18 protein-coding genes are annotated in these 21,424 nt (G+C 61.6%); 10 read left to right on the plus strand and 8 right to left on the minus strand.

All coding sequences use genetic code 11. From position 1 onward, the window contains the following. Positions 1 to 62 precede the first annotated feature (62 nt). Entirely contained in the window at positions 63 to 1,439 is a 1,377-nt protein-coding gene (locus AC3RLQ_RS21035; protein ID WP_493030596.1) for a neutral/alkaline non-lysosomal ceramidase N-terminal domain-containing protein, read from the minus strand. A 53-nt stretch (positions 1,440 to 1,492) separates the two neighbouring features. Between AC3RLQ_RS21035 and AC3RLQ_RS21040 the strand changes: the two genes are divergently transcribed. From AC3RLQ_RS21040 to AC3RLQ_RS21050, 3 genes are all read left to right on the plus strand, one after another. Beyond that, positions 1,493 to 2,272 carry an SDR family NAD(P)-dependent oxidoreductase gene (locus AC3RLQ_RS21040; RefSeq protein WP_493030597.1) on the plus strand — a complete coding sequence of 260 codons (780 nt, stop codon included), beginning with the start codon at positions 1,493 to 1,495 and terminating at the stop codon, positions 2,270 to 2,272. Between the two features lie 223 nt (positions 2,273 to 2,495). Continuing rightward, positions 2,496 to 3,407: a dihydrodipicolinate synthase family protein gene (locus AC3RLQ_RS21045; protein ID WP_493030598.1), complete on the plus strand. Its 912-nt coding sequence runs from the start codon at positions 2,496 to 2,498 to the stop codon at positions 3,405 to 3,407. 9 nt (positions 3,408 to 3,416) lie between these two features. Next, entirely contained in the window at positions 3,417 to 4,265 is an 849-nt protein-coding gene (locus tag AC3RLQ_RS21050) for an amidohydrolase family protein (RefSeq protein ID WP_493030599.1), read from the plus strand. 137 nt (positions 4,266 to 4,402) lie between these two features. Here AC3RLQ_RS21050 and AC3RLQ_RS21055 read toward each other — a convergent pair whose 3' ends face one another. Further along, complete coding sequence (locus AC3RLQ_RS21055; RefSeq protein ID WP_422320301.1) at positions 4,403 to 5,236, minus strand: AraC family transcriptional regulator; 834 nt, start codon at positions 5,234 to 5,236, stop codon at positions 4,403 to 4,405. A 99-nt stretch (positions 5,237 to 5,335) separates the two neighbouring features. Between AC3RLQ_RS21055 and AC3RLQ_RS21060 the strand changes: the two genes are divergently transcribed. Together AC3RLQ_RS21060 and dhaL are read left to right on the plus strand one after the other, a co-directional pair. Then, positions 5,336 to 6,304 (plus strand): 3-hydroxy-5-phosphonooxypentane-2,4-dione thiolase, encoded by a 969-nt coding sequence (locus AC3RLQ_RS21060; protein WP_461526163.1) that lies wholly within the window; start codon positions 5,336 to 5,338, stop codon positions 6,302 to 6,304. A 93-nt stretch (positions 6,305 to 6,397) separates the two neighbouring features. Further along, positions 6,398 to 7,024 carry a dihydroxyacetone kinase subunit DhaL gene (gene dhaL, locus AC3RLQ_RS21065; protein ID WP_493030600.1) on the plus strand — a complete coding sequence of 209 codons (627 nt, stop codon included), beginning with the start codon at positions 6,398 to 6,400 and terminating at the stop codon, positions 7,022 to 7,024. A 94-nt stretch (positions 7,025 to 7,118) separates the two neighbouring features. Here dhaL and AC3RLQ_RS21070 read toward each other — a convergent pair whose 3' ends face one another. Then, a complete protein-coding gene (locus AC3RLQ_RS21070; RefSeq protein ID WP_493030601.1) occupies positions 7,119 to 7,583 on the minus strand; it encodes a hypothetical protein in 465 nt (154 codons plus the stop codon). A 121-nt stretch (positions 7,584 to 7,704) separates the two neighbouring features. Here AC3RLQ_RS21070 and AC3RLQ_RS21075 point away from each other — a divergent pair, with 121 nt between their 5' ends. Together AC3RLQ_RS21075 and AC3RLQ_RS21080 are read left to right on the plus strand one after the other, a co-directional pair. Next, positions 7,705 to 8,238 carry an RNA polymerase sigma factor gene (locus tag AC3RLQ_RS21075; protein ID WP_461526165.1) on the plus strand — a complete coding sequence of 178 codons (534 nt, stop codon included), beginning with the start codon at positions 7,705 to 7,707 and terminating at the stop codon, positions 8,236 to 8,238. Beyond that, positions 8,231 to 9,751 (plus strand): LamG-like jellyroll fold domain-containing protein, encoded by a 1,521-nt coding sequence (locus tag AC3RLQ_RS21080; protein WP_493030602.1) that lies wholly within the window; start codon positions 8,231 to 8,233, stop codon positions 9,749 to 9,751. The genes AC3RLQ_RS21075 and AC3RLQ_RS21080 overlap by 8 nt, the downstream gene beginning before the upstream one ends. Here the strand turns inward: AC3RLQ_RS21080 and AC3RLQ_RS21085 are convergent. Genes AC3RLQ_RS21085 through AC3RLQ_RS21095 form a run of 3 tightly spaced genes read right to left on the minus strand, consistent with a single transcriptional unit; the run spans position 9,717 to position 12,087 of the window. After that, positions 9,717 to 9,905, minus strand: a complete 189-nt coding sequence (locus tag AC3RLQ_RS21085) for a DUF2256 domain-containing protein (protein WP_493030603.1) — start codon at positions 9,903 to 9,905, stop codon at positions 9,717 to 9,719. The genes AC3RLQ_RS21080 and AC3RLQ_RS21085 overlap by 35 nt on opposite strands. Continuing rightward, entirely contained in the window at positions 9,902 to 10,789 is an 888-nt protein-coding gene (locus tag AC3RLQ_RS21090; protein WP_493030604.1) for a TIGR03915 family putative DNA repair protein, read from the minus strand. Before AC3RLQ_RS21090 ends, AC3RLQ_RS21085 begins: the two co-directional genes overlap by 4 nt. A gap of 8 nt (positions 10,790 to 10,797) precedes the next feature. Then, entirely contained in the window at positions 10,798 to 12,087 is a 1,290-nt protein-coding gene (locus AC3RLQ_RS21095) for a putative DNA modification/repair radical SAM protein (protein WP_493030605.1), read from the minus strand. A 208-nt stretch (positions 12,088 to 12,295) separates the two neighbouring features. Between AC3RLQ_RS21095 and AC3RLQ_RS21100 the strand changes: the two genes are divergently transcribed. Together AC3RLQ_RS21100 and AC3RLQ_RS21105 are read left to right on the plus strand one after the other, a co-directional pair. Further along, positions 12,296 to 12,682 carry a hypothetical protein gene (locus AC3RLQ_RS21100; RefSeq protein ID WP_493030606.1) on the plus strand — a complete coding sequence of 129 codons (387 nt, stop codon included), beginning with the start codon at positions 12,296 to 12,298 and terminating at the stop codon, positions 12,680 to 12,682. A 263-nt stretch (positions 12,683 to 12,945) separates the two neighbouring features. Beyond that, on the plus strand, positions 12,946 to 17,136 hold the full coding sequence (locus AC3RLQ_RS21105) for a PVC-type heme-binding CxxCH protein (protein WP_493030607.1): 4,191 nt from the start codon (positions 12,946 to 12,948) through the stop codon (positions 17,134 to 17,136). 38 nt (positions 17,137 to 17,174) lie between these two features. Here the strand turns inward: AC3RLQ_RS21105 and AC3RLQ_RS21110 are convergent, their stop codons facing one another. Then, complete coding sequence (locus tag AC3RLQ_RS21110) at positions 17,175 to 17,594, minus strand: PIN domain-containing protein (protein ID WP_493030608.1); 420 nt, start codon at positions 17,592 to 17,594, stop codon at positions 17,175 to 17,177. Further along, entirely contained in the window at positions 17,591 to 17,905 is a 315-nt protein-coding gene (locus AC3RLQ_RS21115) for an AbrB/MazE/SpoVT family DNA-binding domain-containing protein (protein ID WP_493030609.1), read from the minus strand. Before AC3RLQ_RS21115 ends, AC3RLQ_RS21110 begins: the two co-directional genes overlap by 4 nt. 118 nt (positions 17,906 to 18,023) lie before the next feature. Between AC3RLQ_RS21115 and AC3RLQ_RS21120 the strand changes: the two genes are divergently transcribed. Next, a complete protein-coding gene (locus AC3RLQ_RS21120; protein WP_493030610.1) occupies positions 18,024 to 21,347 on the plus strand; it encodes a 3-keto-alpha-glucoside-1,2-lyase-like domain-containing protein in 3,324 nt (1,107 codons plus the stop codon). The last annotated feature ends 77 nt before the right edge of the window (positions 21,348 to 21,424 follow it).

Genomic DNA, 21,424 nt, shown 5'->3' on the forward strand with positions numbered 1-21,424 from the left:
CCTGATAATAGAGCAAAAACCATTCTCGGCGTGAAGCACAAACTGCCTCTTCTAGGTCGCAGTCACTTCCCCGCCTTCACCTCGCCCAGCAGCCTCAGCGCCACCTCCACCAGCCTCTCGCCGCTGCCCACTTCATTTCGCGCGCTCACCACTTCATAATTGCCCTGCGGATACGCCTCTCGGTTCGGCACATACCCAATGCTTCCATTCGCCAGCTCTGCGATGATCGTGGTCTTGAACGGCGAGGCCTTCTTCAAAGCGAGCCCCAGCTCCACAAAAATCTCTCCCGGCAGCGCCACGATGGCCAGCTCATCACTCAGCGCGATCACCTGCACCTCCGCCAGCAGCGGCACGTTCTGCTTCTCCACCGTTTCCAAGATGCACACGGTCTCCGCCATCGGAACCGTACCGAAGCTCTTCGTAAACATGTTCGCCGCCATGTCCTTCGCCTTCGCAATCTGCTCCGGCGTGAAGCTGCGGCGTTGCAACGTCACCTGCTCAGAACGCACACGCGGCGCGAATGTGGCAACCGTCTTCATGCTCGGCCACACGGCATCCGTCGCATCTGCCAGCGCAGTGCCAAGCTCCAGCGTGCTTCGGCGCTTGCCGTTGATATAATCCCCATGGTTGATGTTCCCACAGCAGCCATTCGCAAACACCGAAATCATACCAGGTCCGTGCCTCTCGCTGACCAGCTTCGTAAACACTCCGGGGTAATCCGCCGAGATCTTCGTGCCCGCTCCCACCGAGGTCGGATGCATCGCAAAGTTCAGCAGCGCGCCCAGCGGTGCGGCATCCGCACCCGTGCCATGAAAGGCCACCACGCCCACATCCGGATCAATCGGCCCCGCCGGCTTGTCCGTCGCCGGATTGATCTTCTGCGGCTGCCAGATCGCCTCCTTCACACCCTCCCGCAGCACACGCCGGTTGAAGCTGATCCCCTCCGCCTTGCCCACCGCCACCGAGGCTTTCGCAGCCGTCAACTTCGCCTTCGCCTCTTTCACTGACTGCGCCACGAGCCCCGGCAGCGCGCTGATGTAGGCCACCCCCGGCGGCGAGTTCACCTTCGTGATGTCATCCATCAGCGATCCACGCGGCTGCTGCGGCCCCGAATGCGTGTGCGTGCCTGAAATCATCACATGATCCCCCTCGATACCGCACTGCTCCTGAATCACCTTCCTCATCTCCGCCACCAGCGGCCTCACCGTGCCCGAGAGATCCAGCACCACAATGGCCGCATGCACGCCGTCTTTTTCAAACACCAGCGTTTTCGCATACAGCGGATCCAGCACACCCTCCGAACCCCGAAACTTGTAGAACCCACCCAGCGGCGTCCCATCCTTCGGCGTGATGTCCACCCTCGCGGCCCCCACACGAAAATCCCCGGCACGGGCTTGGAGAACAACGAGGAAAAAACAGAAAAAGAGGCGCAGGATCATGCAAGCCATACGCAGTGCGTGAAAGACTCCCTTCATCGCGCCGATCTGTTTTCATGTCTGTTCTCGATCGCTTCAATCTCACCGGCCGCCGCGCCCTCATCACCGGCGGCTCCCGCGGCCTCGGCCTGGAAATGGCCCGCGCCCTCGGTGAAGCCGGAGCCGAACTCATCATCGCCGGCTCCGATGAAACGCACCTCCAAAACGCATGCGCCACGCTGCGCAGCGAAGGCTTGACCGTCACCACCATCCAGGCCGACCTCTCCAAACCCGAAGAAGCCGAACGCCTCTGCGATGTCCTCCTCCGCGATCACCCGCCCATCGACATCCTCATCAACAACGTCGGCGGTCGCCGCATCAACACCCCCACCGAGGACCTCACCCTCGAAGACTGGCAGCGCATACTCGACCTCAATCTCACCCAGGCCTTCATCCTCACCAAACGCATCGGCGGCGCGATGATCCCACGCAAATGGGGCCGCATCATCAACATCTCCTCCATCAACGCCCTCTGGCCCGGCAAAGCCATGCGCGGCCGCAGCTACGAGACCTCCAAAGGCGCCCTGACCATGTTCACCAAAGCCGTCGCCGCCGACTGGGCCATGCACGGCATCACGGTCAACGCCATCGCCCCCGGCCCCTTCCTCACCGACGCCAACAAACGCTGGATCGGCGAGCGCCCCGAGTTCGAAGGCGAAGTCGCCACCAGCATTCCCATGGGCCGCTGGGGCAGCCCCGAAGAAATCGGTCCCCTCGCCCTCTACCTCGCCAGCGATGCCAGCAGCTACATGACCGGCAGCCTGCTCATCATCGACGGCGGCAAACTGCTCTGGTGACCAGTGCCCCTCCGGCCAATGTCCCAAGTTTTTTGAAACTGCTCTCGTTCTCTGAATTTTTTCACCCTTTTTCCCTTCTTTCGGCCATCCCTTTCCGGTCCCTTTTTTTGCGCTTCTTGCGCCTTTTTGCGGCCACCCATTTCCCCTCACTCCGCTAAGCGTGGAACCTTAAAACACCGCCGCTCTTCTTCAGAAACAATCTCTGCGGCATTCAATCTCCCCCATGACTCCCCCCAAACACGAACTCCACGGCGTCCTCCCCGTATTCCAAACCCCATGGCATGACGATGAAACCCTCGACCTCGACACCCTCGAACGCGAAATCGCCTGGCTCTACGACTCCGGTGCCCACGGCATCGTCATGGCCATGGTTTCCGAAACCCTGCGCCTCGACAGCGAAGAGCGCGAACAGCTCGCCGCCGCTTCGTGCAAGTTTGGCAAATCACGCGGCGCCGTCATCATCAGCGTCGGCGCAGAGTCCTCCAAGGTCGCCGAACGCTACGCCAAACACGCCGAAAGCGTCGGAGCCGATGCCGTGATGGCCATCCCGCCCGTGTCCATCGGCATCGGCGAAAGCGAGCTGCTCGCCTACTACACCCGCATCATCCACGCCATCCAGATTCCCGTCATCGTGCAGGACGCCAGCGGCTATGTCGGCAAGCCCATGCCCATCGCCATGCAGGCCAAACTGCTCGCCGAGTTCGGCCCCGAACGCGTTCAATACAAACCCGAGGCCTCCCCCATCGGCCCCAAGCTCTCCGAACTCCGCGATGCCACCCAAGGCCGCGCCCGAGTCTTCGAAGGCACCGGCGGCATCGCCCTCGTGGATTCCTTCAAGCGCGGCGTCGTCGGCACCATGCCCGGCGCCGACCTCATTCGCGGCCTCGTCCCCCTTTGGAATGCTCTCAAAGCCGGCGACACCGAAAAAGCCGACCGCATCCACGGCCCCCTCTCCGCCCTCATCTCCATGCAGACCAGCCTCGATGGCTTCCTCGCCGTCGAAAAGCACCTCCTCGTCCGTCAGGGCATCTTCAAAAACACCCTCATCCGTGGCCCCGTCGGCTTCAAACTCGACACTGAATCGCAACTCGAAGTCGAGCGCCAGTTCGACCGCATGCTCGCCGCCACCCTTTGATTCAAACCCATGATCATCGACGTCCACTCCCACGCTTGGAATTTCCCTGCCGACTTCTCCGACGATTTCATCCATCAAGCCGGACGCGCCCGCCCCGGCGTGAAGGTGGACATCAGCGCGACCTACGAAGCCTATCGCGCCAGCGCCCCGGAAGACACCCGCACCTTCGTCTTCGGCGGCAAAGCCAAACTCAGCGGCCTCTGGGTCAATGACCAGACCGTGGCAGACTACGTGGCGCGCGATCCCGCACGCTTGATCGGCTTCCTCTCCATCGATCCAACTCAGGAAAACTGGCAGCGCGAAATGCAGTTCGGCCACGAAACCCTCGGCCTGCGCGGCATCAAGCTTCTGCCCATGTACGCTGGCTTCAGCCCCGATGACCCCACACTCGAACCCCTCTGGCAGTATGCGGAAAAGCACCGCCTGCCCGTACTCCTGCACATGGGCACCACCTTCATCGCCCAGGCCCCCCTCGCTTTCACCCTGCCACGCCTCATCGAGCCCGTGGCCCTCAAACATCCCGGCGTAAAAATCATCCTCGCCCATCTCGGCCATCCGTACGAAGGCGAATGCCTCGTCACCATCCGCAAGCACGACAACGTCTTCGCCGACGTCAGCGCCCTGCACTACCGCCCCTGGCAGCTCTACAACTCCCTCATGCTCGCGCAGGAATACGGCGTCTGGCACAAGCTCCTCTTCGGCACCGACTTCCCCTTCACCACCGTCAACGCCTCCATCGATGGCATCCGCAAACTCAACGACATGCTCGAAGGCACCCACCTCCCCCGCCTCGACCTGGCCCAGATCGAAGCCATGATCCACCGCGACAGCTTGCAGCTCCTCGGCTTGGACCTCTAAACCGCTCTCTTCTTCCAAGTCCCAGCGCGAGCACCTCCGGAAAGTACGACAGACACTCTTGTCTGTCGGCCAGCGCTCCAGCACACCCCAAAATCAAAAGCGTCCCTGCATGCTTGCGACCTCGTTTCCCCGCCTATTCACCCCCAGCTCTCATCCCGATACGTCGCTGGCGAGGTATTCCGGTACTGCCGCAGCATGCGGCTGAAGTAGTACCGGTTCGTCAGCCCGCACTGCTCGGAGATCGTCTCGATGCTCTCCTTCGTGTGCCTCAGCTTGCGGCACGCTTCATCCAGCCGGTAGTCCAGCAGCACACGCATCGGCGGCTGCTGCAGCTCCTGCTGAAAGAGATGGTTCAAGTTCCGCAGGCTTAGCCCCGCATGCTTCGCCACCTGCTCGGCAGTCAGTTTGAGCCCATGATGCTGGTGCATGAATTCCATCGCCCGCAGCACCCGCGCATCCAGATGCTGCTTCTCCCACACACTCTCAGGCAGGCACTGCACCGCTGCGATGACGAGCTGGATCGTGGGCCACGGAAACCTCACCGCCACCTTCTCCTTGCTCATTTTGATCAGGCCGGGGATCAGACTCTGCATCAGCGCATTCGTGGGGAACTTGTGAATGCCCGGTGCCGCCCGGTCCGCCAGAGGGCCCAGATTGAAATGCGCGTACCACTTGCTGAATGGCCGGCTCGTCGTCGTGCTGAAAGTCGTGTGTGGCGGAATCAGATACATGAAGCCCGGTTCCAGCAGCGTCTTTTCACCCTCGATTTCCACCACCCCTCCGGCACTCACCGGCCAGTACAGCCGCCAGTACGGATCGTTCAGCCGCCGCAGCTCCCACTGCTGCAGTTCGATCTTGCGCGTGGTCAGGATGTCCACCGTCACCCCCGGCAGCGCCACCGTCCGCTGACCCTGCACGCGATGTGCCGAGCCGGTGGGCACGAGGCTGAGGATGTTTTTGTTCGTCTGCATGGCCATTGCAAAATCCGACACAAATCTGGCGAGCCCGTGCATGGACGGCAAGCAGGGAGTGACTATGGATGATCACTCAACCAAAACTGAACACACACCATGGCCGACATCCAAACCAGCGCTGCAGACAAGAAGGAAAAGGAATTCTTCACCGACGTCCCCCAGGAGGCCCCCGGCTTCTTCCTCAAGGGCTGCCACCAGTACGACTGGGGCCTCAAGAACCGCCTCGCCAAGGTTTTCAACCCCAAGGATGGCCGCACCGTCATGCTCGCCTTTGACCACGGCTACTTCCAGGGCCCGACCACCGGCCTGGAGCGCGTGGACCAGACCATCCTCCCCCTGGCCCCCTACGCCGACTGCCTCATGCTCACCCGCGGCATCCAGCGTTCCGTCATCCCTGCCTCCACCACCAAGGCCATCGCCCTGCGCGCCTCCGGCGGCACTTCGATGATCAGCCCCATGGAAGAATGGGAAGGCGAGATCGACGGCAAGAAGGCCAAGTTTGCCCGCCCCGGCTTTGAGCCCCTTTCCAACGAAAGCACCGCCCTCAACATCGAAGAGGCCATCCGCCTCAATGCCAGCATCCTCGCTGTGCAGGTCTTCATCGGCAGCGCTTACGAGCGCCAGTCCCTCAAGAACCTCACCGACCTCGTTGACGCCGCCAGCCGCTACGGCATCGCCGTCATGGGCGTGACCGCCGTGGGCCGTGCGATGGCCCGCACGCCGCAGTATTTCCGCCTGGCCACCCGCATCATGGCGGAACTCGGCGCGAACGTGGTGAAGTGCTACTACACGGAGAAGGAATTCGACACGGTGACGAGCTGCTGCCCGGTGCCGATCGTGATCGCCGGTGGCAAGAAGCTGCCTGAGCTCGATGCGCTGAAGATGTGCGCCAACGCCATCAAGCAGGGTGCCAGCGGCGTGGACATGGGCCGTAACATCTTCCAGAGCGATGCTCCGGTCTCGATGATGCAGGCAGTGCAAGGCGTGGTGCACGGTGGCCTCAACGCGAACAAGGCCTTCGAACTCTACAACGACCTGAAGAAGAAAGAGCTGAAGAAGAAGTAAGCCTCAGCAGATCGAACGCATTCACAGGAGGGGGATCATCTTGATCCCCCTTCTTTCACTCACCTCTCCAGCCCTTCTCTTTCCCCTTCAACCATGGAACTCAAATCCAACCAGGTGCGGCTCATGATGCTGCAAGTCGCCGATGCCATCATCGCCGCTGAACCCATGCTCTCCCAAGCCGACCGCGATCTCGGCGATGGCGACCACGGCCTCGGCATGAAGCGCGGCATGGAAGCCGTCAAAGCCCAGCTTGAGCCCATGGAACCCACCAGCGTGGAGCAGGTCTTCGTCACCACCGGCACCGCCATGATGACCAGCATGGGCGGAGCCTCCGGTGCCCTCTTCGGCACCGTTTACCGCGCCGGCGGCAAGGCCCTCGCCGGCCGTGAATTCTTCGATGCCGAAGGCCTCGCTCTCCTCCTCGAAGCCGCCCTCGAAGGAGTCATGAAACGCGGTGGCGCCAAGCCCGGCGACAAGACCATGATCGACGCCCTCGCCCCCGCCGCCACCAAAGCCCGCGAATCCGCCGCCCTCTCACTCACCGCAGCCCTGACCGCCGTCGCCGCCGCTGCCGAGTCCGGCAAAGAAGCCAGCAAAGCCATGATCGCCCAGTTCGGTCGCGCCAAAACCCTCGGCGAAGCCTGCCTCGGCTTCCCCGACGCCGGTGCATGTTCCGTCGTCATCATGCTCAGCACGATGCGGGATTACGTGACGGTGTAGCGCGCTGCCACACCTCTAAGCCCGTGGAAAACGCGTAGCGGTGGCACAACACGCCGCATGCCGCCAGCGTACGACCTCCATCAATGGCGTCCTTTCACGTCTGAGTATTCAAGTCCTCAGCAAACGCGTCATTGTAGAGATCGACGTCTGCCTCTGAAATGCCGGCGGCCGCGAGGTATCGTTCAAAGATGGAACGGTCATTCAAATACCGAATGCACCATCCGATCTCTCCGGGTCCCATTCCCCAGGAAGCTAGAAATACGAATTGACCGTTCTTGTTAAATTCAGGAGCGATGGTTTTGAGCTTCGTCAGAAGGGGGGCGAACAACGGTACCGCTTCCTCTGTTTGCATCTGCCTGCCTTCGATTTCACTCACCTTTTCAACAGCGAGTTCGGTCACCCGGTTGTGGCTGAAGCTGCCATCAACCCGCTCACAGGTGTAGAATCTCACACTCTCAAAAAGGGGATCGCCAATTCCTCCAAAATTTCGTTCCACTTCCTCCGCCAGCTCATCAATCAAAAGATCGTAGCGTTCGAATATGAGATTGGTTGTGCTCATGGGATGATCGGCAAGGCTTTTACCTTCTAAGGTGTAATCGGCCTCGTTTCATGCGCAGGCAAAATGCGAACGAATTTTCCCTGTCCGGTTCCCCCTTCCCGCGTGAGATACTGCCAGACGCATGAACACGCATGAGACCCAGGCCGCGCAGGTTTTCCTCGCCCATCACGATTTTGTGAGGGGCGTGGCGCTGAAGTACGCGCCATGGCCGGGTCTGATGGAGGACATCGCCCAGCAGGTGTTTTTGGAGTTCATGGCCAAGGAATCCCAGTGGGACCTCAGCACGGATGCACGCCCGTTGCTGGCCACGATGACACGCCACATCGCCATGCGGCAGTGGCGCGAGCGCACCAAACAGCAGCCCGAGGTGGTGCAGAAGCTGGCCGACCACATCCGCCTCCTGGCCGAAGAACGCGAAGCCCCGCCGCGCTATGAAGAGGAGATCAGCGTGCTGCGCGCCTGCCTGCAAAAGCTTCCGGAGAAAAGCCGCGAGCTGGTGGAGCTCTACTACTACAACGACATCGGCACGCCGCAGATCGCCGATCAAATCAACATGAAGGCGGACACCGTCTGCCGCGCCCTCTCCCGCGTGCGCGAAAAACTGCGCGAGTGCATCGAGCGCTCGACCAACCAAGGAGGCCCCGCACATGCCTGACACCGACACCTTGATCCAGCACTACCTCGAAGGCACGCTCACCACGGCCGAGGCGGAGGAGTTGCACGAGTTGTTGCAAACACAGCCGGAGCTGGGCGAGCGCCTGCTCCAGCACTTCGACATGGATGCCATGCTGCGCGCGACCAAACCGCTGGTCGCGGACAACATCATCCGCCCCGCCCTGCTGCCCAAGCGCCGCTTCACCTTCGCCACCGTCACCAGCGTCGCGGCCATGGCCGCCTGCATCACCCTGCTGGGCACTTGGCTGATGAATGCTGCCCTGGATCTGCGACCCGAAGCCGAGGAGACCACCGCCTCCGTGGCCGTGCTGACACGCGGGGTGAATCTGGAATGGGACTCCGCCGCCATCACCCCCGGCACACCGCTCTCACCGGGCTTGCTCAAACTGAAATCTGGCATCGCGCAGATCGAATTTTATCAAGGCGCGCGCGTCCTGATCGAAGGCCCCGCCGAATTGCAGCTCGTCTCCTCCGGCGAAGCCACCTGCACCCGTGGCAAACTCAGCGCCCAGGTGCCACCCCAGGCCAAAGGCTTCCGCATCAACACCCCCAAGGGCACCATCGTCGATCTCGGCACCGAGTTCGGCCTGGATGTCAGCGCCGCGAATGAGGAAGTACATGTGTTCAAAGGTGAGGTGGAACTGCATCAGCCCTCTGCGACCATGAAGTCCCTCAAAGAAGGACAGGCCATGGCGATCGCAGGCAACACCGCCGTGCTCAGCGCGAATGCCTCCAGCTTTGCTTCGCTCAATGAGATCGACGCCCGCAGCGCGATGTCCCAGCGCTTCCAGTTTGAAAAGTGGCTGGCCTCCAGCTCCAAACTGAACGCCGATGCCGGACTCCGCCTGCGCTTTGATTTCCAGGATGACGAAGGCTCGCGCTCCCTGCGCAATCACGCCGTGAACGGCGGCCAGATCGAAGACGGCAGCATCGTCGGCGCTTCCTGGACCTCCGGCCGCTGGCCGGGCAAACGTGCCCTCGAATTCCGCAATGTGAGCGATCGCGTGCGCCTGAACATTCCCGGCGAAACCAAGACCCTGACCATGGCTGTCTGGGTCCGGGTGAACGGCCTCGACCGCACCTTCAATTCCCTCTTCATGTCCGAAGGCTGGGGCGACCGCAAAGTCCACTGGCAGATCACGCGGGACGGCAAAGTACGCCTCGGCATCGCCGGCAGCGCGGGAGCGCATCATGCCGATCACGACACCCCCGTCCTGTTCACCCCGGAACGCTTCGGCCGCTGGACCCATCTGGCAGTCGTCTTTGATCCTGCCACCAAGGAAGTCCGCCACTACGCCAACGGCGAACTCCTGACTCGCTCCACCCTCAAGACCACCGAAGCCCTGAAGATCGGCATCGCCGAACTCGGCAACTGGAACGACGGCCGCAAATCCGGAGGCGTCGCCATCCGCCACCTCAGCGGTGCCATGGACGAATTCGCCCTCTGGGACCGCGCCCTCAGCGATGCGGAGATTGCGATGCTGGCGAAGTGATCGAGCTAAGTGCGCTCGACTTGCTTCGTCGGCAGCGCTCGCTGCAGAACTTCACCTCCTCCCACACCTTCTCCCACTTCTTGCGCCAGGTGAAGGGCCGTCCGCAGACGAGACAGGGCTTGGTGGGAAGATCCTGCTTTTTCACGCCTTTCATGCCGGGTCTGATTCGGGGTTTTGGGCGGCGGCTTCGCTCTGATTCATGGCGTGAAGCGATTTCAAATAGGCATTGTTGGGCGCGGGCTTGGCAGCTCGTTCCTCGGTTTCCAGCATGCCCTGCACACGCCCCGTGCTCTCGGCGATCAGTCCTGCAATCAGCGATGTCTCGGGCAGGTTCTTCCAGTACTTCTTCGGCATCTCCGACTGCATGGCGCTGATTTTGACCCGCGCAGGATTGAAGATGTTCCGGTAGTAGGTGCGCCACAGGTCATCCAGCGCGTCTTCATCCGGAGCGCTGCTGCGTGACACCCCTGCGGTGAAATGCAGCCGATTGCCATCCCAGTGTGCACATTCATACGGCGTCAGGACGGACCAGTCCATGCCGGCAAAGCGCTTCTCAAAAAACGGTGCCGCCAGCCGCACAATGCGGTGCTCCGGCTCAAACCATGCCACGAACTGCTCGCGCCCCGTGGCGGCATCCGTGCCGACCAGCCGGAAGCGCACAAAGGCATGCATCTTGTGGATGTCCCGTCCCACCTCCTTGCACCAGTCCTGCAGCTGGCGCACATCGCGGTCCGTGGCCATGGCCAGCAGGTGCCGCTCCGCTCCCCGCGTCAGCCGCCACAGCACCCGGTACAGCATGCCCCAGCGCCGCGCATCCGTATGCGCCGCCACGCTGCGTGCCAGATCCATGAAAGCCGCCGGCACTTTGATGGCACTGGCCTCCTGCGCCGCTACGGCAGGCGCTTCGCCGACAAACAACGATGCCTCCTGGCGATCATCCGTCCACAACACCTCCTCAGGGGCCACGCCCTGCGCCAGCAACTGCCGGGCCGCAGCTCTCCAGGCTTCATACTCAGGCTCAATGACAACGGTGCGCATGCTCGTTTTTATAGCTCCCCGGATCTCACTGAGAGAAAGTCGCTCGTGGCAGGTATTGGCGGTGAGTCAAAGTTGATCTCCAGCTGCTCCGGCGGGGGCAAAAACCGCGCCCGCAGCGAGTCGCTGTCCAGCCCCAGTCTCGCCGGATGATGATCCGCCGTTGTGATGAAAGGCAGCAGCTTTTTCATCTGCAGCCGCAGCCGCACCAGATCCGCCAGCCGCAGCCGGGTGTAGCGCCGCGCAGCCAGGATACGCTCCATATTCCGCACGCCCAGCCCCGGAATGCGCAGCAGCAGCTCCCGGGGCGCTCGGTTCACATCCACGGGAAAAGTGGCTCGGTTTCGCAGCGCCCAGGAGAGCTTGGGGTCCAGCGCCAGATCCAGATTGGGTGCGGCGGTCGATGCAATCTCCTCCACCTTGAATTCATAAAACCGCAGCAGCCAGTCAGCCTGATACAGCCGGTGCTCACGGATCAGCGGCGGTGCCTTCAGCGGCAAAATCGAAGACGGCTCCGGGATCGGACTGAAGGCCGAGTAGTACACCCGGCGCAGGCGGTGGGAGGTGTAGAGCTTGTCCGCACATCCCAGGATCACCGCATCGGTCGAGGCATCCGCCCCCACCAGCATCTGCGTGCTCTGGCCCGTGGCAAACGGCGGCGGCTTGGGGGCATCCGGCTTGCGTTTCTCCGCATGCCGCTCCTCGATCTTTCCCCGGATGTGCCCCATGGCCTCCTCCGTGCGCGCCAGGTTTTTCTCCGGGGCCAGCGTGTTGAGACTCTGCTGGCTGGGCAGCTCCACATTGATGCTGATGCGATCCGCATAACGCCCGGCCAGAGCGATGAGCTCCTGCGAAGCTTCAGGGATCGTCTTCAAATGAATGTAGCCACGGAATTGGTGCACCTCCCGCAGCTTCCGCGCGACCTCGATCACAAGCTCCATCGTGTGGTCCGCACTGCGGATGATCCCGCTGCTCAGAAACAATCCCTCGATGTAGTTCCGCTTGTAGAAATCCAGCGTCAGCTGCACCACCTCGTCCGGTGTGAAGCGTGCCCGCGTCACGTTGCTGGACCGCCGGTTGATGCAGTAGTGGCAGTCATACAGACAGGCATTCGTCATGAGCACCTTCATCAGCGAGACACAGCGCCCGTCAGGCGTGTAGGAATGGCAGATCCCCATCCCGCCCGTGGACCCCACGCCCGCGCTGCCCCGCGAGTCCTTCCGCGCCGCGCCGCTGCTCGCGCACGAAGCATCATACTTCGCCGCATCGGCCAGGATTTCGAGTTTGCGGGTGATTTCCATGTTGAGTTGGCTCTACGTGCCTGCCGTCTGCGCCGCCGATTTTTCAGTGCTCATTGCCTAAACTTGAACCGCGAGATCATCCAATACTGTTCTTTAGAACATGTTCAATAACAAACGAGGGGGACGCGCCTCGCCCCTTTGCCCGAGCCCTCCGGCCAATGCATCCAAGCTTGACGGACGAAACCGCTCTGGATAAAACCGGCGGCTTATGACCTTTAAAATCATCCCCCTCCTCTCTCTCGCCGCCCTCACTCTCAGCCTCTCCCATTGTGCGGCCCCCGCCGGCAATGACGGCAGCGCTTCGGCACCGGCTGGGTCTTCTTCCAGTGACGGCGCGATCAAGCCCGGCATGACCAAAGCCCAGGTGGTTGCCGCGTGGGGAGAGCCCGATGAAAAGAAACCCACCGCCAGCGGCGAAACCTGGCGCTGGGCTCAGCAAGGCTGGAAACGCCATGTGCCGGTCTATGGCACCTGGGCCAAGGTCGAAGAGCACGTCGTGCGCTTCGGAGCGGACGGTAAAGTCATTGGCACCGGCACCGAGGACTACGGCAATGCCTTCCAGGAAGGCTGGCGCCGCTCCCACGGGGCCCGCTAAGCTCCCCCGGCACTGAACCGGCGGAAACAAAGTATCAAGGGGTGCATGCCCTGAGTTGATCCAGTAGGGGCGACCAGCCTTCTGGCATGTCACCTCGTGCACCCTGACGGATGCTGGCTGAGGCACCGCGCCCTTTCACCGTCACAGGCGGAGGTCTCGCATGCCTCCGTTCCAGCTCATTTCTCACCCCCGCCCACTTTTTTTATTGTCCGGTTTCTCCAGGCCGTGCGGTATAAGCATTCCCCGCCAGTTTTTTCCCAACCATGAAGCATCTCCTATTCACCCTCCTCCTGCTTGGCTCGGTCGCATCCGCGCACGCGCAGGAATATCTCGAAGTCGCCGCCAATCCGGTCGGTGCCGGCAAAGGCAAAAAGATCGTCCTGGTGGCCGGTGACGAGGAATACCACACCGAAGAGAGCATGCCCATGCTGGCCAAAATCCTGGCCAAGACCCACGGCTTCAACTGCATCGTCCTCTTCTCCACCGATGAAAAGGCGGGCTACATCGACCCGAACAACCAGAAGAACATCCGCGGCACGGAAATGCTCGATGACGCGGATCTCCTCATCATCGGCACCCGCTTCCGCCAGCTCCCCGACGAAAGCCTGGCGCACTTCGCCAAGTTCCTGAACTCCGGCAAACCCGTCATCGGCTTCCGCACCGCCACCCACGCCTTCACCGGCAGCGCCAAAACGGGCGACTTCAAGTGGAGCGAGTTCGGCCTGAAGATCCTCGGCGAAAAATGGGTTAGCCATCACGGCTCCCACAAAAAGGAAGGTACCCGCAGCGTGGTCGTGGAGGCCAACAGCAAGAACGAAATCCTGCGCGGTGTCGGCGAGATCTTCTGCACCACCGATGTCTATGGTGCCCCAGATGTGAAGCCTGAGAGCGACACCATCCTGCTGCGCGGCGCTGTCACCGAGACCCTCGACCCAAAATCGAAGAACGTCGCAGGCCCGAAGAACGAGCCCATGCAGCCCATCGCCTGGCTGCATGATTACACGTCCCCGGATGGCAGCGCCAAGGGCCGCTCCTTCTGCACCACCATGGGTGCCTCGCTGGACTACACGGACGAAAACCTGCGCCGCCTCATCGTCAATGCAGTGCACTCCCTCCTGAAACTCCCCGTCGCTGCCAAGGCGGACGTCTCCCTCATCGATCCCTTCAAACCCACCGCCTTCGGTTTCACCAAGGACGCTGGCTACTTCAAGCAGCGCAATCTGAAACCCGGCGACTTCGCCACCGGCAGCAGCCCTTCCATGGGCGTGCCCGAAGACAAATCCAAGCCGACTGCAGCCAAGAAGCCGGACGCGAAAAAGCCGGAAGAAGTCAAAGCCCCGCATCAGCCCAGCGTGGAACCCATTGCAGCCACCTCCGCGCGCCCTCAGGCTGTCGCACCACCCAGCAAGGGCGAGCACATCGTGCTCATCGGCAACGGCCTCGCTGAGCGCGACACCTGGTACAGCCGCATCGAAACCGAGCTCCAGCTCCGCTACCCGGATCGCGAGCTCTTCTTCCGCAACATGGGCCACGTGGGAGACACCCCCGGCTTCCGTCCGCATCCTTCACGCGCTTCGCAGTGGGCCTTCCCCGGCGCGGAGAAGTTCCATCCGGACAAGACCATTCACAACGGCCAAGGCTTCTACGCCACGCCTGACCAGTGGCTCACCCATTTGCAGGCAGACACCATCGTCGGCTTCTTCGGCTACAACGAATCCTTCGACGGCCCCTCCAAGGTTGGCAATTTCGAAGCCGAACTCGACGCCTGGGTCGTCCACACCCTGAGCAAGGCCTACAACGGCAAGACCGCTCCGCGCGTCGTGCTCGTCAGCCCCATCGCCTACGAAAATCAGAGCGCCAAACGCGACCTGCCCAAGGGCGACGTCGAAAACTCAAACCTGCTTCTCTATGCAAGTGCGATTGAGAAAGTCGCCAAAAAGCACGGCCTCACCTACATCGACCTCTTCACCCCCACGCAGGAAATCGAAGCCAAAGGCGGCGAATCCTTCACCACCGGCGGTTTCATCCCGACCGACAAAGGTTACGTGGAAGTGGCCAAGCTGCTCGCCACCGGCCTCTACGGCCACGCCAGCTATGAGTCGAAGGCAGATCCCAAGCTGGTGCACGAAGCTGTGAAGGAGAAGGACTGGTTCTGGAACACCGACTACAACATCCTCAACGGCGTCCACGCGCACGGCCGCCGCTACAACCCTTACGGCCCGCAGAACTACCCGGATGAAGTGCAGAAGTCCCGCGAGATGACCGCCCTGCGCGACAACCTGATCCACGCCGTCGCCACCGGCAAAACCACCGACTTGAAGGTCGATGACAGCAAGACCCACGCGCTGCCACCCGTGCCGACCAACTACGTGCCAAGCGTCAAGAACGGCAGCGAGAAGTACCTCTATGGCGAGGACGCCTTGAAGTCTCTCAAAGTGCCGGAAGGCTACAAGGTCGAGCTTTTCGCCTCTGAGAAGGAGTTCCCGAACCTCGCGAACCCGATGCAGATGTCCTTCGACAACAAGGGCCGCCTCTGGGTCGCCACCATGCCGACCTACCCGCACTATCGCCCCGGCGATGCCATGCCGGATGACAAGATCCTCATCTACGAAGACACCAACAACGACGGCAAGGCCGACAAGGAAACCGTCTTCGCCGACAAGCTCCACCTGCCCATCGGCTTCGAATTCGCTACCGAAGGCGTTTATGTGACCCAGGAGCCCAACCTCATGCTTCTGCGCGACACCAACGGCGACGACAAAGCCGACAGCATGGAAATCGTCCTCGGCGGCTTTGACACGCACGACACCCACCACGCCATCAGCGCCTTCACCGCCGACCCCAGCGGCGCCTTCATGCTGTGCGAAGGCGTCTTCCTTCACTCCAACGTCGAGACCCCCTACGGCCCCGTTCGCTGCGTCGATGGCGGCTTCTTCCGCTACAGCCCGCAGCGCGGCATGCTGGAGCGCACCATCCAGATGAGCATCCCCAATCCCTGGGGCTTCGTCTTTGACCAGTGGGGCCAGGACTTCCTCCTGCACACCTCCGGCACCACCATGAACTGGGCCCTCCCCGTCGAGGTGAAGCCCACCTTTGGCAGCAAGACCCCCTCCACCGCCGACCTCGTGCCGGACGGCCACAAAGTGCGCCCCACCAGCGGCCTGGAGATCGTCTCCTCCCGCAACTTCCCCGACGAAGTGCAGGGCGACCTCATCTACTGCAACGCCATCGGCTTCCTCGGCATCAAGCAGGTCAAGATTGAAGACAGCGGCACCGGCTGGAAGACCGCGCATCGCCAGGACCTCCTCGTCAGCACGGATGGCAACTTCCGCCCCGTCGATCTCGAATTCGCCCCCGATGGCTCCCTCTACGTCATCGACTGGCACAATGTCCTCATCGGCCACATGCAGCACAATGCCCGCGATCCCCTGCGCGACCACGTCCACGGCCGCATCTACCGCATCACCTACGCGGGCCGCCCGCTCGTGAAGCCCGTGCCCGTCGCCGGCGCACCGCTCGCCACGCTGTTCGAAGACCTCAAGGAACCCGAACTCCGCACCCGCTACCGCGCCCGCCGCGAACTGCGCGCTCGCGATCCCAAGGAAGTGCTCCCCGCCATCAAAACCTGGGCCGCAGAACAGAAGGACACCCACGCCAAACTCGAAGCCCTCTGGGTCACCTGGGGCCTGAACGAGGCCGATGAAGGCCTCCTGCGCGAAATGCTCGCCTCCTCCGACTTCCACGCCCGTGCCGCCGCCGTCCGCGTGCTGCGCTACAACACCCACCGCATCGCCGATCACGTGGCGCTCCTCGAAAAAGCCGCCGCCGATGAACACGGCCGCGTCCGTCTCGAAGCCGTCGTCGCCGCCTCCTGGCTGCCGAACATTCCTGCCGCGAAAAACATCGTCGCCATCGCCTCCAAGCTCCCGCTGGACGACTGGAACAAGGCCGCCACCAAAACCGCTGCAGATCGCCTCGCCGGCATCGCAGAAATCGTGAAGCCCGAGCATCCCGTCATTCAGCCCCCCGCTTACCTGAGCGACGCCGCCAAGAAGCAGTTCAAGTTCGGCCAGGAAATCTACTTCCGCGAAGGCCACTGCGTCACCTGCCATCAGCCCAACGGCGCCGGCCTCGACCCCGCCTTCCCCAGCATCGCCAACAGCCCCTGGGTCACCACCGACCGCGACCGCCTCATCAAGATCGCCATGTACGGTCTCATGGGCCCCCTCAAGGTCGGTGCCAAGGAATACAACGGCCAGGTCCCCATGACGCCCTTCGGCGGCATGCTCAAAGACGAGGAAATCGCCAGCGTCCTCACCTTCGTCCGCAACCACTTCGGCAACAAAGCCGACCCCATCACCGCCGCCGAAGTCAAAGCCATCCGCGACGCCAACCCTGGCCGCATGATGCTCTACACCACCGATGAGCTGCTCAAGCAGCACCCGATGAAGTAGGCTTTTGTCGCTAAGAGGGTGGCAGGCCGCCACCCTCTTCAAGGATGTACAATCTCTGGATCACCCGAGCGATGAATTGCGCGGAAGTCTGAGATGTTCAGCGTGTAAAACCTGACAGCTTTGGCCTTTCGTGCTGCGACGAGGTGCAAAAAGTCGAAGATCGCTCCACCTCTCACGCCACGAGCTTCTGCCTCGCGCATGGCGCGCAGCATCTCCGTGGGAGTCAGGGTGGTGATGGTAAGATCGGGTACGTAGTCCTCTTCTAAAACAGCGGCAGTGACTGCTGCTGGCAGGCGGAAGGCTTTTCTACCGCCGGTGAGTGTACTGAATGTCTCCGCCAGGACATGGGAGTATGCAGCCAATGCTTTGCGATTTAGCAACGCATCACATTCAATGTGAAAAGGCTCTGTGGCGACCACGGCCGCCACCAAGACAGAAGTGTCAATAAAATCGCTCACGAGCCAGACGAGGATTCAAGACGAGCAACCTGTTCTTCGCGCATTTCCCGTACGGCCTTGGCTGCGTCGAAGCCCTCCCAGCCCACCACCACGCGACGCTTTCCACGCCTTACAATCTTCACCTCTGGAACTTCCTGCGTGAGCTCCATGTGGTCCCCCATGACATCAAGACGCAGTTTGGATCCCGCACGAAGGTGCAGTTGATCACGCACAGGCTTGGGAAGCACGAGGCGTCCGGCTTTGTCGAGAGTTACAGTCGCGGTCATGGGAACGATATTGGCATAAGAAATGCCATTTTCAATGGCATTCACAATGCCATGCTTCTCTCGGCGGGTCTGAAATGGAGAAACCGACCCCCACTTGCTGAATCCGACACATCCTTTGCTGGCAGTTTTTGACAGACGGGCACGTTTATCCACGCGCCCAACCATGAAACGCCTCTTTCTCCTCTCTCTCCTGTTTGCCTCCTTCGCCTCCGCGCAGGACGGCTTCAAACCGCTCTTCAATGGCAAAGACCTCGCCGGCTGGGATGGCAATCCAGAACTCTGGAGCGTCGAAGACGGCTGCATCACCGGCAAAACCACCGGCCCCGAACAGCTTGCCTACAATCAGTTCCTCATCTGGCGCGGCGGCAAAGTGAAGAACTTTGAACTGCACGCCAAGATCAAGGAAACGGGCAACAACACAGGCATCCAGTACCGCAGCAAAGAACTGCCTGAGAACGGCAAGTGGTCCATCGGCGGTTATCAGTGCGACATTCATCCCGCCACACCGAACAACGCGATGGTCTATGAGGAGCGCGGGCGCGGCATCATCGTTCAGAACGGGCAGGGCGTGGTCATCGATCCAGAAGGCAAACGCTGGCTCGCCTCCGAGCATGAACCGGTGAAAGTGGACATCGCCCAATGGCATGAGTACACCGTCATCGCGCAGGGCAATCATCTCATTCACAAGATCGACGGCCAGGTCACCATCGACCTGCTCGACTTCGAAGAATCGAAGCGCTCGCTCGAAGGCTTGATCGCCTTCCAGATTCATCGCGGCCCCGCCATGAACGTGCAGATCAAAGACGTCATGCTCAAGGAACTGCCCGATGGCGGCGTGGTCTCGTTTGAAAAATCTGCCATTCCCAGCGATGCGCAGATCATCGAGGCCAAAGCGCCGGCGAAGGGCAAAGGCAAAGGCCAAACACCCGCCCCCGCTCCAGCCAAGGGCGATGCCAAAGCCAAGGCCGCCAAAGTGAAGCCGAAGCGCCCGGATGCCGTCGGTCCAGCCATCGGCGCGAATGTGGCCACACCGGTCACCAACATCAAAACGCTGCCGGATTTCAAAGTGGAGCTGCTCTACTCCGTGCCCGGCGGCGACCAGGGTTCCTGGGTCAATCTTTGCACCGACGACAAAGGCCGCATCTACGCCAGCGACCAGTACGGCGGTCTCTATCGTTTCAAGATGCCCGCCCCCGGCAAGACGCTGAGCCCGGGCGACGTGCAGAAAGTTCCCGCCGACATCCGCGCGGTGAACGGCATGCTGTTTGCCTTTGGCGCGCTTTACGTTGGCGTGAACGACTACGAAAAGAAAATCCCCAGCGGCTTGTACCGGATCACTGACAGCGACAACGACGACATGCCCGACAAGGTGGAATTGCTGCGCGCGATTGATTCCGGCGGCGACCACGGCGTGCACGCAGTTCTCCTCACTCCCGACGGCAAAGGCCTGTATCTCATCACGGGCAACAACGCCGTGCTCACAGAAACCGTCCCGACCTCGCCCGTGCAGAAGCTTTGGGGCGATGACCACCTGCTGCCACGCATGCCTGACGGTCGCGGTCACAATCGCCACGTCATGGCCCCGGGCGGGAATGTTTATCGCGTCTCGCCCGATGGAAAAGAATTCATCCAGTTCGCCAACGGCTTCCGCAACATCTTCGACGGCGGCGTGAATCGCGACGGCGAGCTCTTCGTCTATGACGCCGACATGGAGTATGACTTCAATACTTCATGGTATCGCCCCACACGTATCAATCACGTCGTCAGCGGCGCGGAATTCGGCTGGCGCAACGGCGCAGGCAAGTATCCCGAATTCTACTATGACAACCTGCCCGCCACGCTGAACATCGGCCCCGGCTCGCCCACTGGCACCACCTTTGGCTATGGCGCGAAGTTCCCCGCCAAATACCAGGACGCCTTCTTCGTGCTCGACTGGAGCTGGGGCAAAATCTACGCCGTGCATCTCAAGCCCAGCGGATCTACCTACACCGCCACGAAGGAAGAATTCGTCACCGGCGGCCCGCTGCCAGTCAGCGATGCCATCATCGGCCAAGACGGCGCGATGTACTTCACCATCGGTGGCCGTCGCGTGCAGTCGGGACTCTATCGCGTGACTTACACCGGGAAGGAATCGACTGAGCCGGTGACATCCAAACCGCAGATCACACGCGCCAGCGAGCTGCGTCATGAGCTTGCCGCTTTCCACGGCAAAGCAGACACAAAAGCCGTCGCATTCGCCTGGCCGCATCTCAGTGACAAGGACCGCTTCATCCGCGCCGCCGCACGCACCGTGCTGGAGCACAACCCCGTCTCCGAATGGGAAACCAAGGCGCTCAATGAAAAGAACGCCACCGCGCAGCTTGAAGCCCTGCTGGCGCTGACTCGTATGACGGGCGTGTGCCCCACGCATCGTGCTCCCGATCACGTCGTGAACACCGCCATGCGCGACAAGCTCTGGGCCGCCCTGCTGAAGCGCGACTTCAAGAAGCTCAACAACGAGCAGCGCATGGCCTACGTACGCCTCACCGAAATCGTGCTGCACCGCTTCGGCAATCCGGATGATGCCACGGTGGCCGCGATCATCGCCAAGCTCGATCCTGCCTATCCAGCTGACAACTTTGAGCTCAACTGGCTGCTCACCGAAACCCTCGCCTATCTCCAGGCCCCGAACACCGCCGCCAAAGGCATGGCCCTCATTGCCGCTGCGGAAAGCCAGGAGCCGCAGATCGAATACGCCCGCAGCCTGCGCTTCCTGAAAACCGGCTGGACCAAGGAACTCCGTACCCAGCAGCTCGAGTTCCTCCTCAAGGCCGCGAACTACAAAGGCGGCAGCAGCTTCGCCATCTTCATCGACTTCATCCGCAAAGACTCGCTGGCCACCTTCACACCTGAAGAAAATGCGCAGCTTGCCGAGCTCATCGCCAAGAAACCCGAGGCGAAGAGCGCCATCGAAAACGTCGGTTCCATGTTCGTGGGACGCACACCGACGATGTGGACGCTCGATGAACTCAGCGCCGCCGCCAAGACCGGCATGAAAAAACGCAGCTTCGACAACGGCCGCAAGATGTTCACCGCCGCCGCCTGCTACACCTGCCACCGCTTCGGCAACGCCGGCGGCATGACCGGCCCGGATCTCACCGGCGCGGGCGGTCGCTACAGCCCACACGACCTGCTCGACAACATCATCAACCCCAGCAAGGTCATCAACGAGCAGTTCGCCCCCATCATCGTCACCAAAAACGACGGCACCGTGATGAGCGGCGTCGTGGTGAACCTCAGCGGCGACGGCGTCACCCTCAACACCGACCTCACCGATCCCAACCAGCGCGTGAACGTGGATCGCAAGGAAGTGAAGAGCATCGAACTCAGCACCGTCTCCCCCATGCCGCCGATGCTCCTCGCCATGCTCAAGAAGGACGAAATCCTCGACCTCCTCGCCTACGTCCTCAGCGGCGGCGACAAGACGAATGCGATGTTTGGGAAGTGAGCTGACTCCAAATCATTGAACTTACGGCTCTGAGAATCCTCCGGCTTTTGCTGGGAGATCATCACACGTGCTCCGTT

The organism is Prosthecobacter sp. GW821-HT29F12 (assembly GCF_058803405.1).

Bases quoted from the DNA above. Each gene is read 5' to 3' on its own strand.
- AC3RLQ_RS21080 (WP_493030602.1), top strand. From the start codon at position 8,231: ATGCCTGACACCGACACCTTGATCCAGCACTACCTCGAAGGCACGCTC.
- AC3RLQ_RS21090 (WP_493030604.1), bottom strand. From the start codon at position 10,789: ATGCGCACCGTTGTCATTGAGCCTGAGTATGAAGCCTGGAGAGCTGCG.
- AC3RLQ_RS21055 (WP_422320301.1), bottom strand. From the start codon at position 5,236: ATGCAGACGAACAAAAACATCCTCAGCCTCGTGCCCACCGGCTCGGCA.
- AC3RLQ_RS21045 (WP_493030598.1), top strand. From the start codon at position 2,496: ATGACTCCCCCCAAACACGAACTCCACGGCGTCCTCCCCGTATTCCAA.
- AC3RLQ_RS21095 (WP_493030605.1), bottom strand. From the start codon at position 12,087: ATGGAAATCACCCGCAAACTCGAAATCCTGGCCGATGCGGCGAAGTAT.
- AC3RLQ_RS21085 (WP_493030603.1), bottom strand. From the start codon at position 9,905: ATGAAAGGCGTGAAAAAGCAGGATCTTCCCACCAAGCCCTGTCTCGTC.
- AC3RLQ_RS21060 (WP_461526163.1), top strand. From the start codon at position 5,336: ATGGCCGACATCCAAACCAGCGCTGCAGACAAGAAGGAAAAGGAATTC.
- AC3RLQ_RS21120 (WP_493030610.1), top strand. From the start codon at position 18,024: ATGAAACGCCTCTTTCTCCTCTCTCTCCTGTTTGCCTCCTTCGCCTCC.
- AC3RLQ_RS21040 (WP_493030597.1), top strand. From the start codon at position 1,493: ATGTCTGTTCTCGATCGCTTCAATCTCACCGGCCGCCGCGCCCTCATC.
- AC3RLQ_RS21035 (WP_493030596.1), bottom strand. From the start codon at position 1,439: ATGATCCTGCGCCTCTTTTTCTGTTTTTTCCTCGTTGTTCTCCAAGCC.
- AC3RLQ_RS21105 (WP_493030607.1), top strand. From the start codon at position 12,946: ATGAAGCATCTCCTATTCACCCTCCTCCTGCTTGGCTCGGTCGCATCC.
- dhaL (WP_493030600.1), top strand. From the start codon at position 6,398: ATGGAACTCAAATCCAACCAGGTGCGGCTCATGATGCTGCAAGTCGCC.
- AC3RLQ_RS21075 (WP_461526165.1), top strand. From the start codon at position 7,705: ATGAACACGCATGAGACCCAGGCCGCGCAGGTTTTCCTCGCCCATCAC.
- AC3RLQ_RS21070 (WP_493030601.1), bottom strand. From the start codon at position 7,583: ATGAGCACAACCAATCTCATATTCGAACGCTACGATCTTTTGATTGAT.
- AC3RLQ_RS21100 (WP_493030606.1), top strand. From the start codon at position 12,296: ATGACCTTTAAAATCATCCCCCTCCTCTCTCTCGCCGCCCTCACTCTC.
- AC3RLQ_RS21050 (WP_493030599.1), top strand. From the start codon at position 3,417: ATGATCATCGACGTCCACTCCCACGCTTGGAATTTCCCTGCCGACTTC.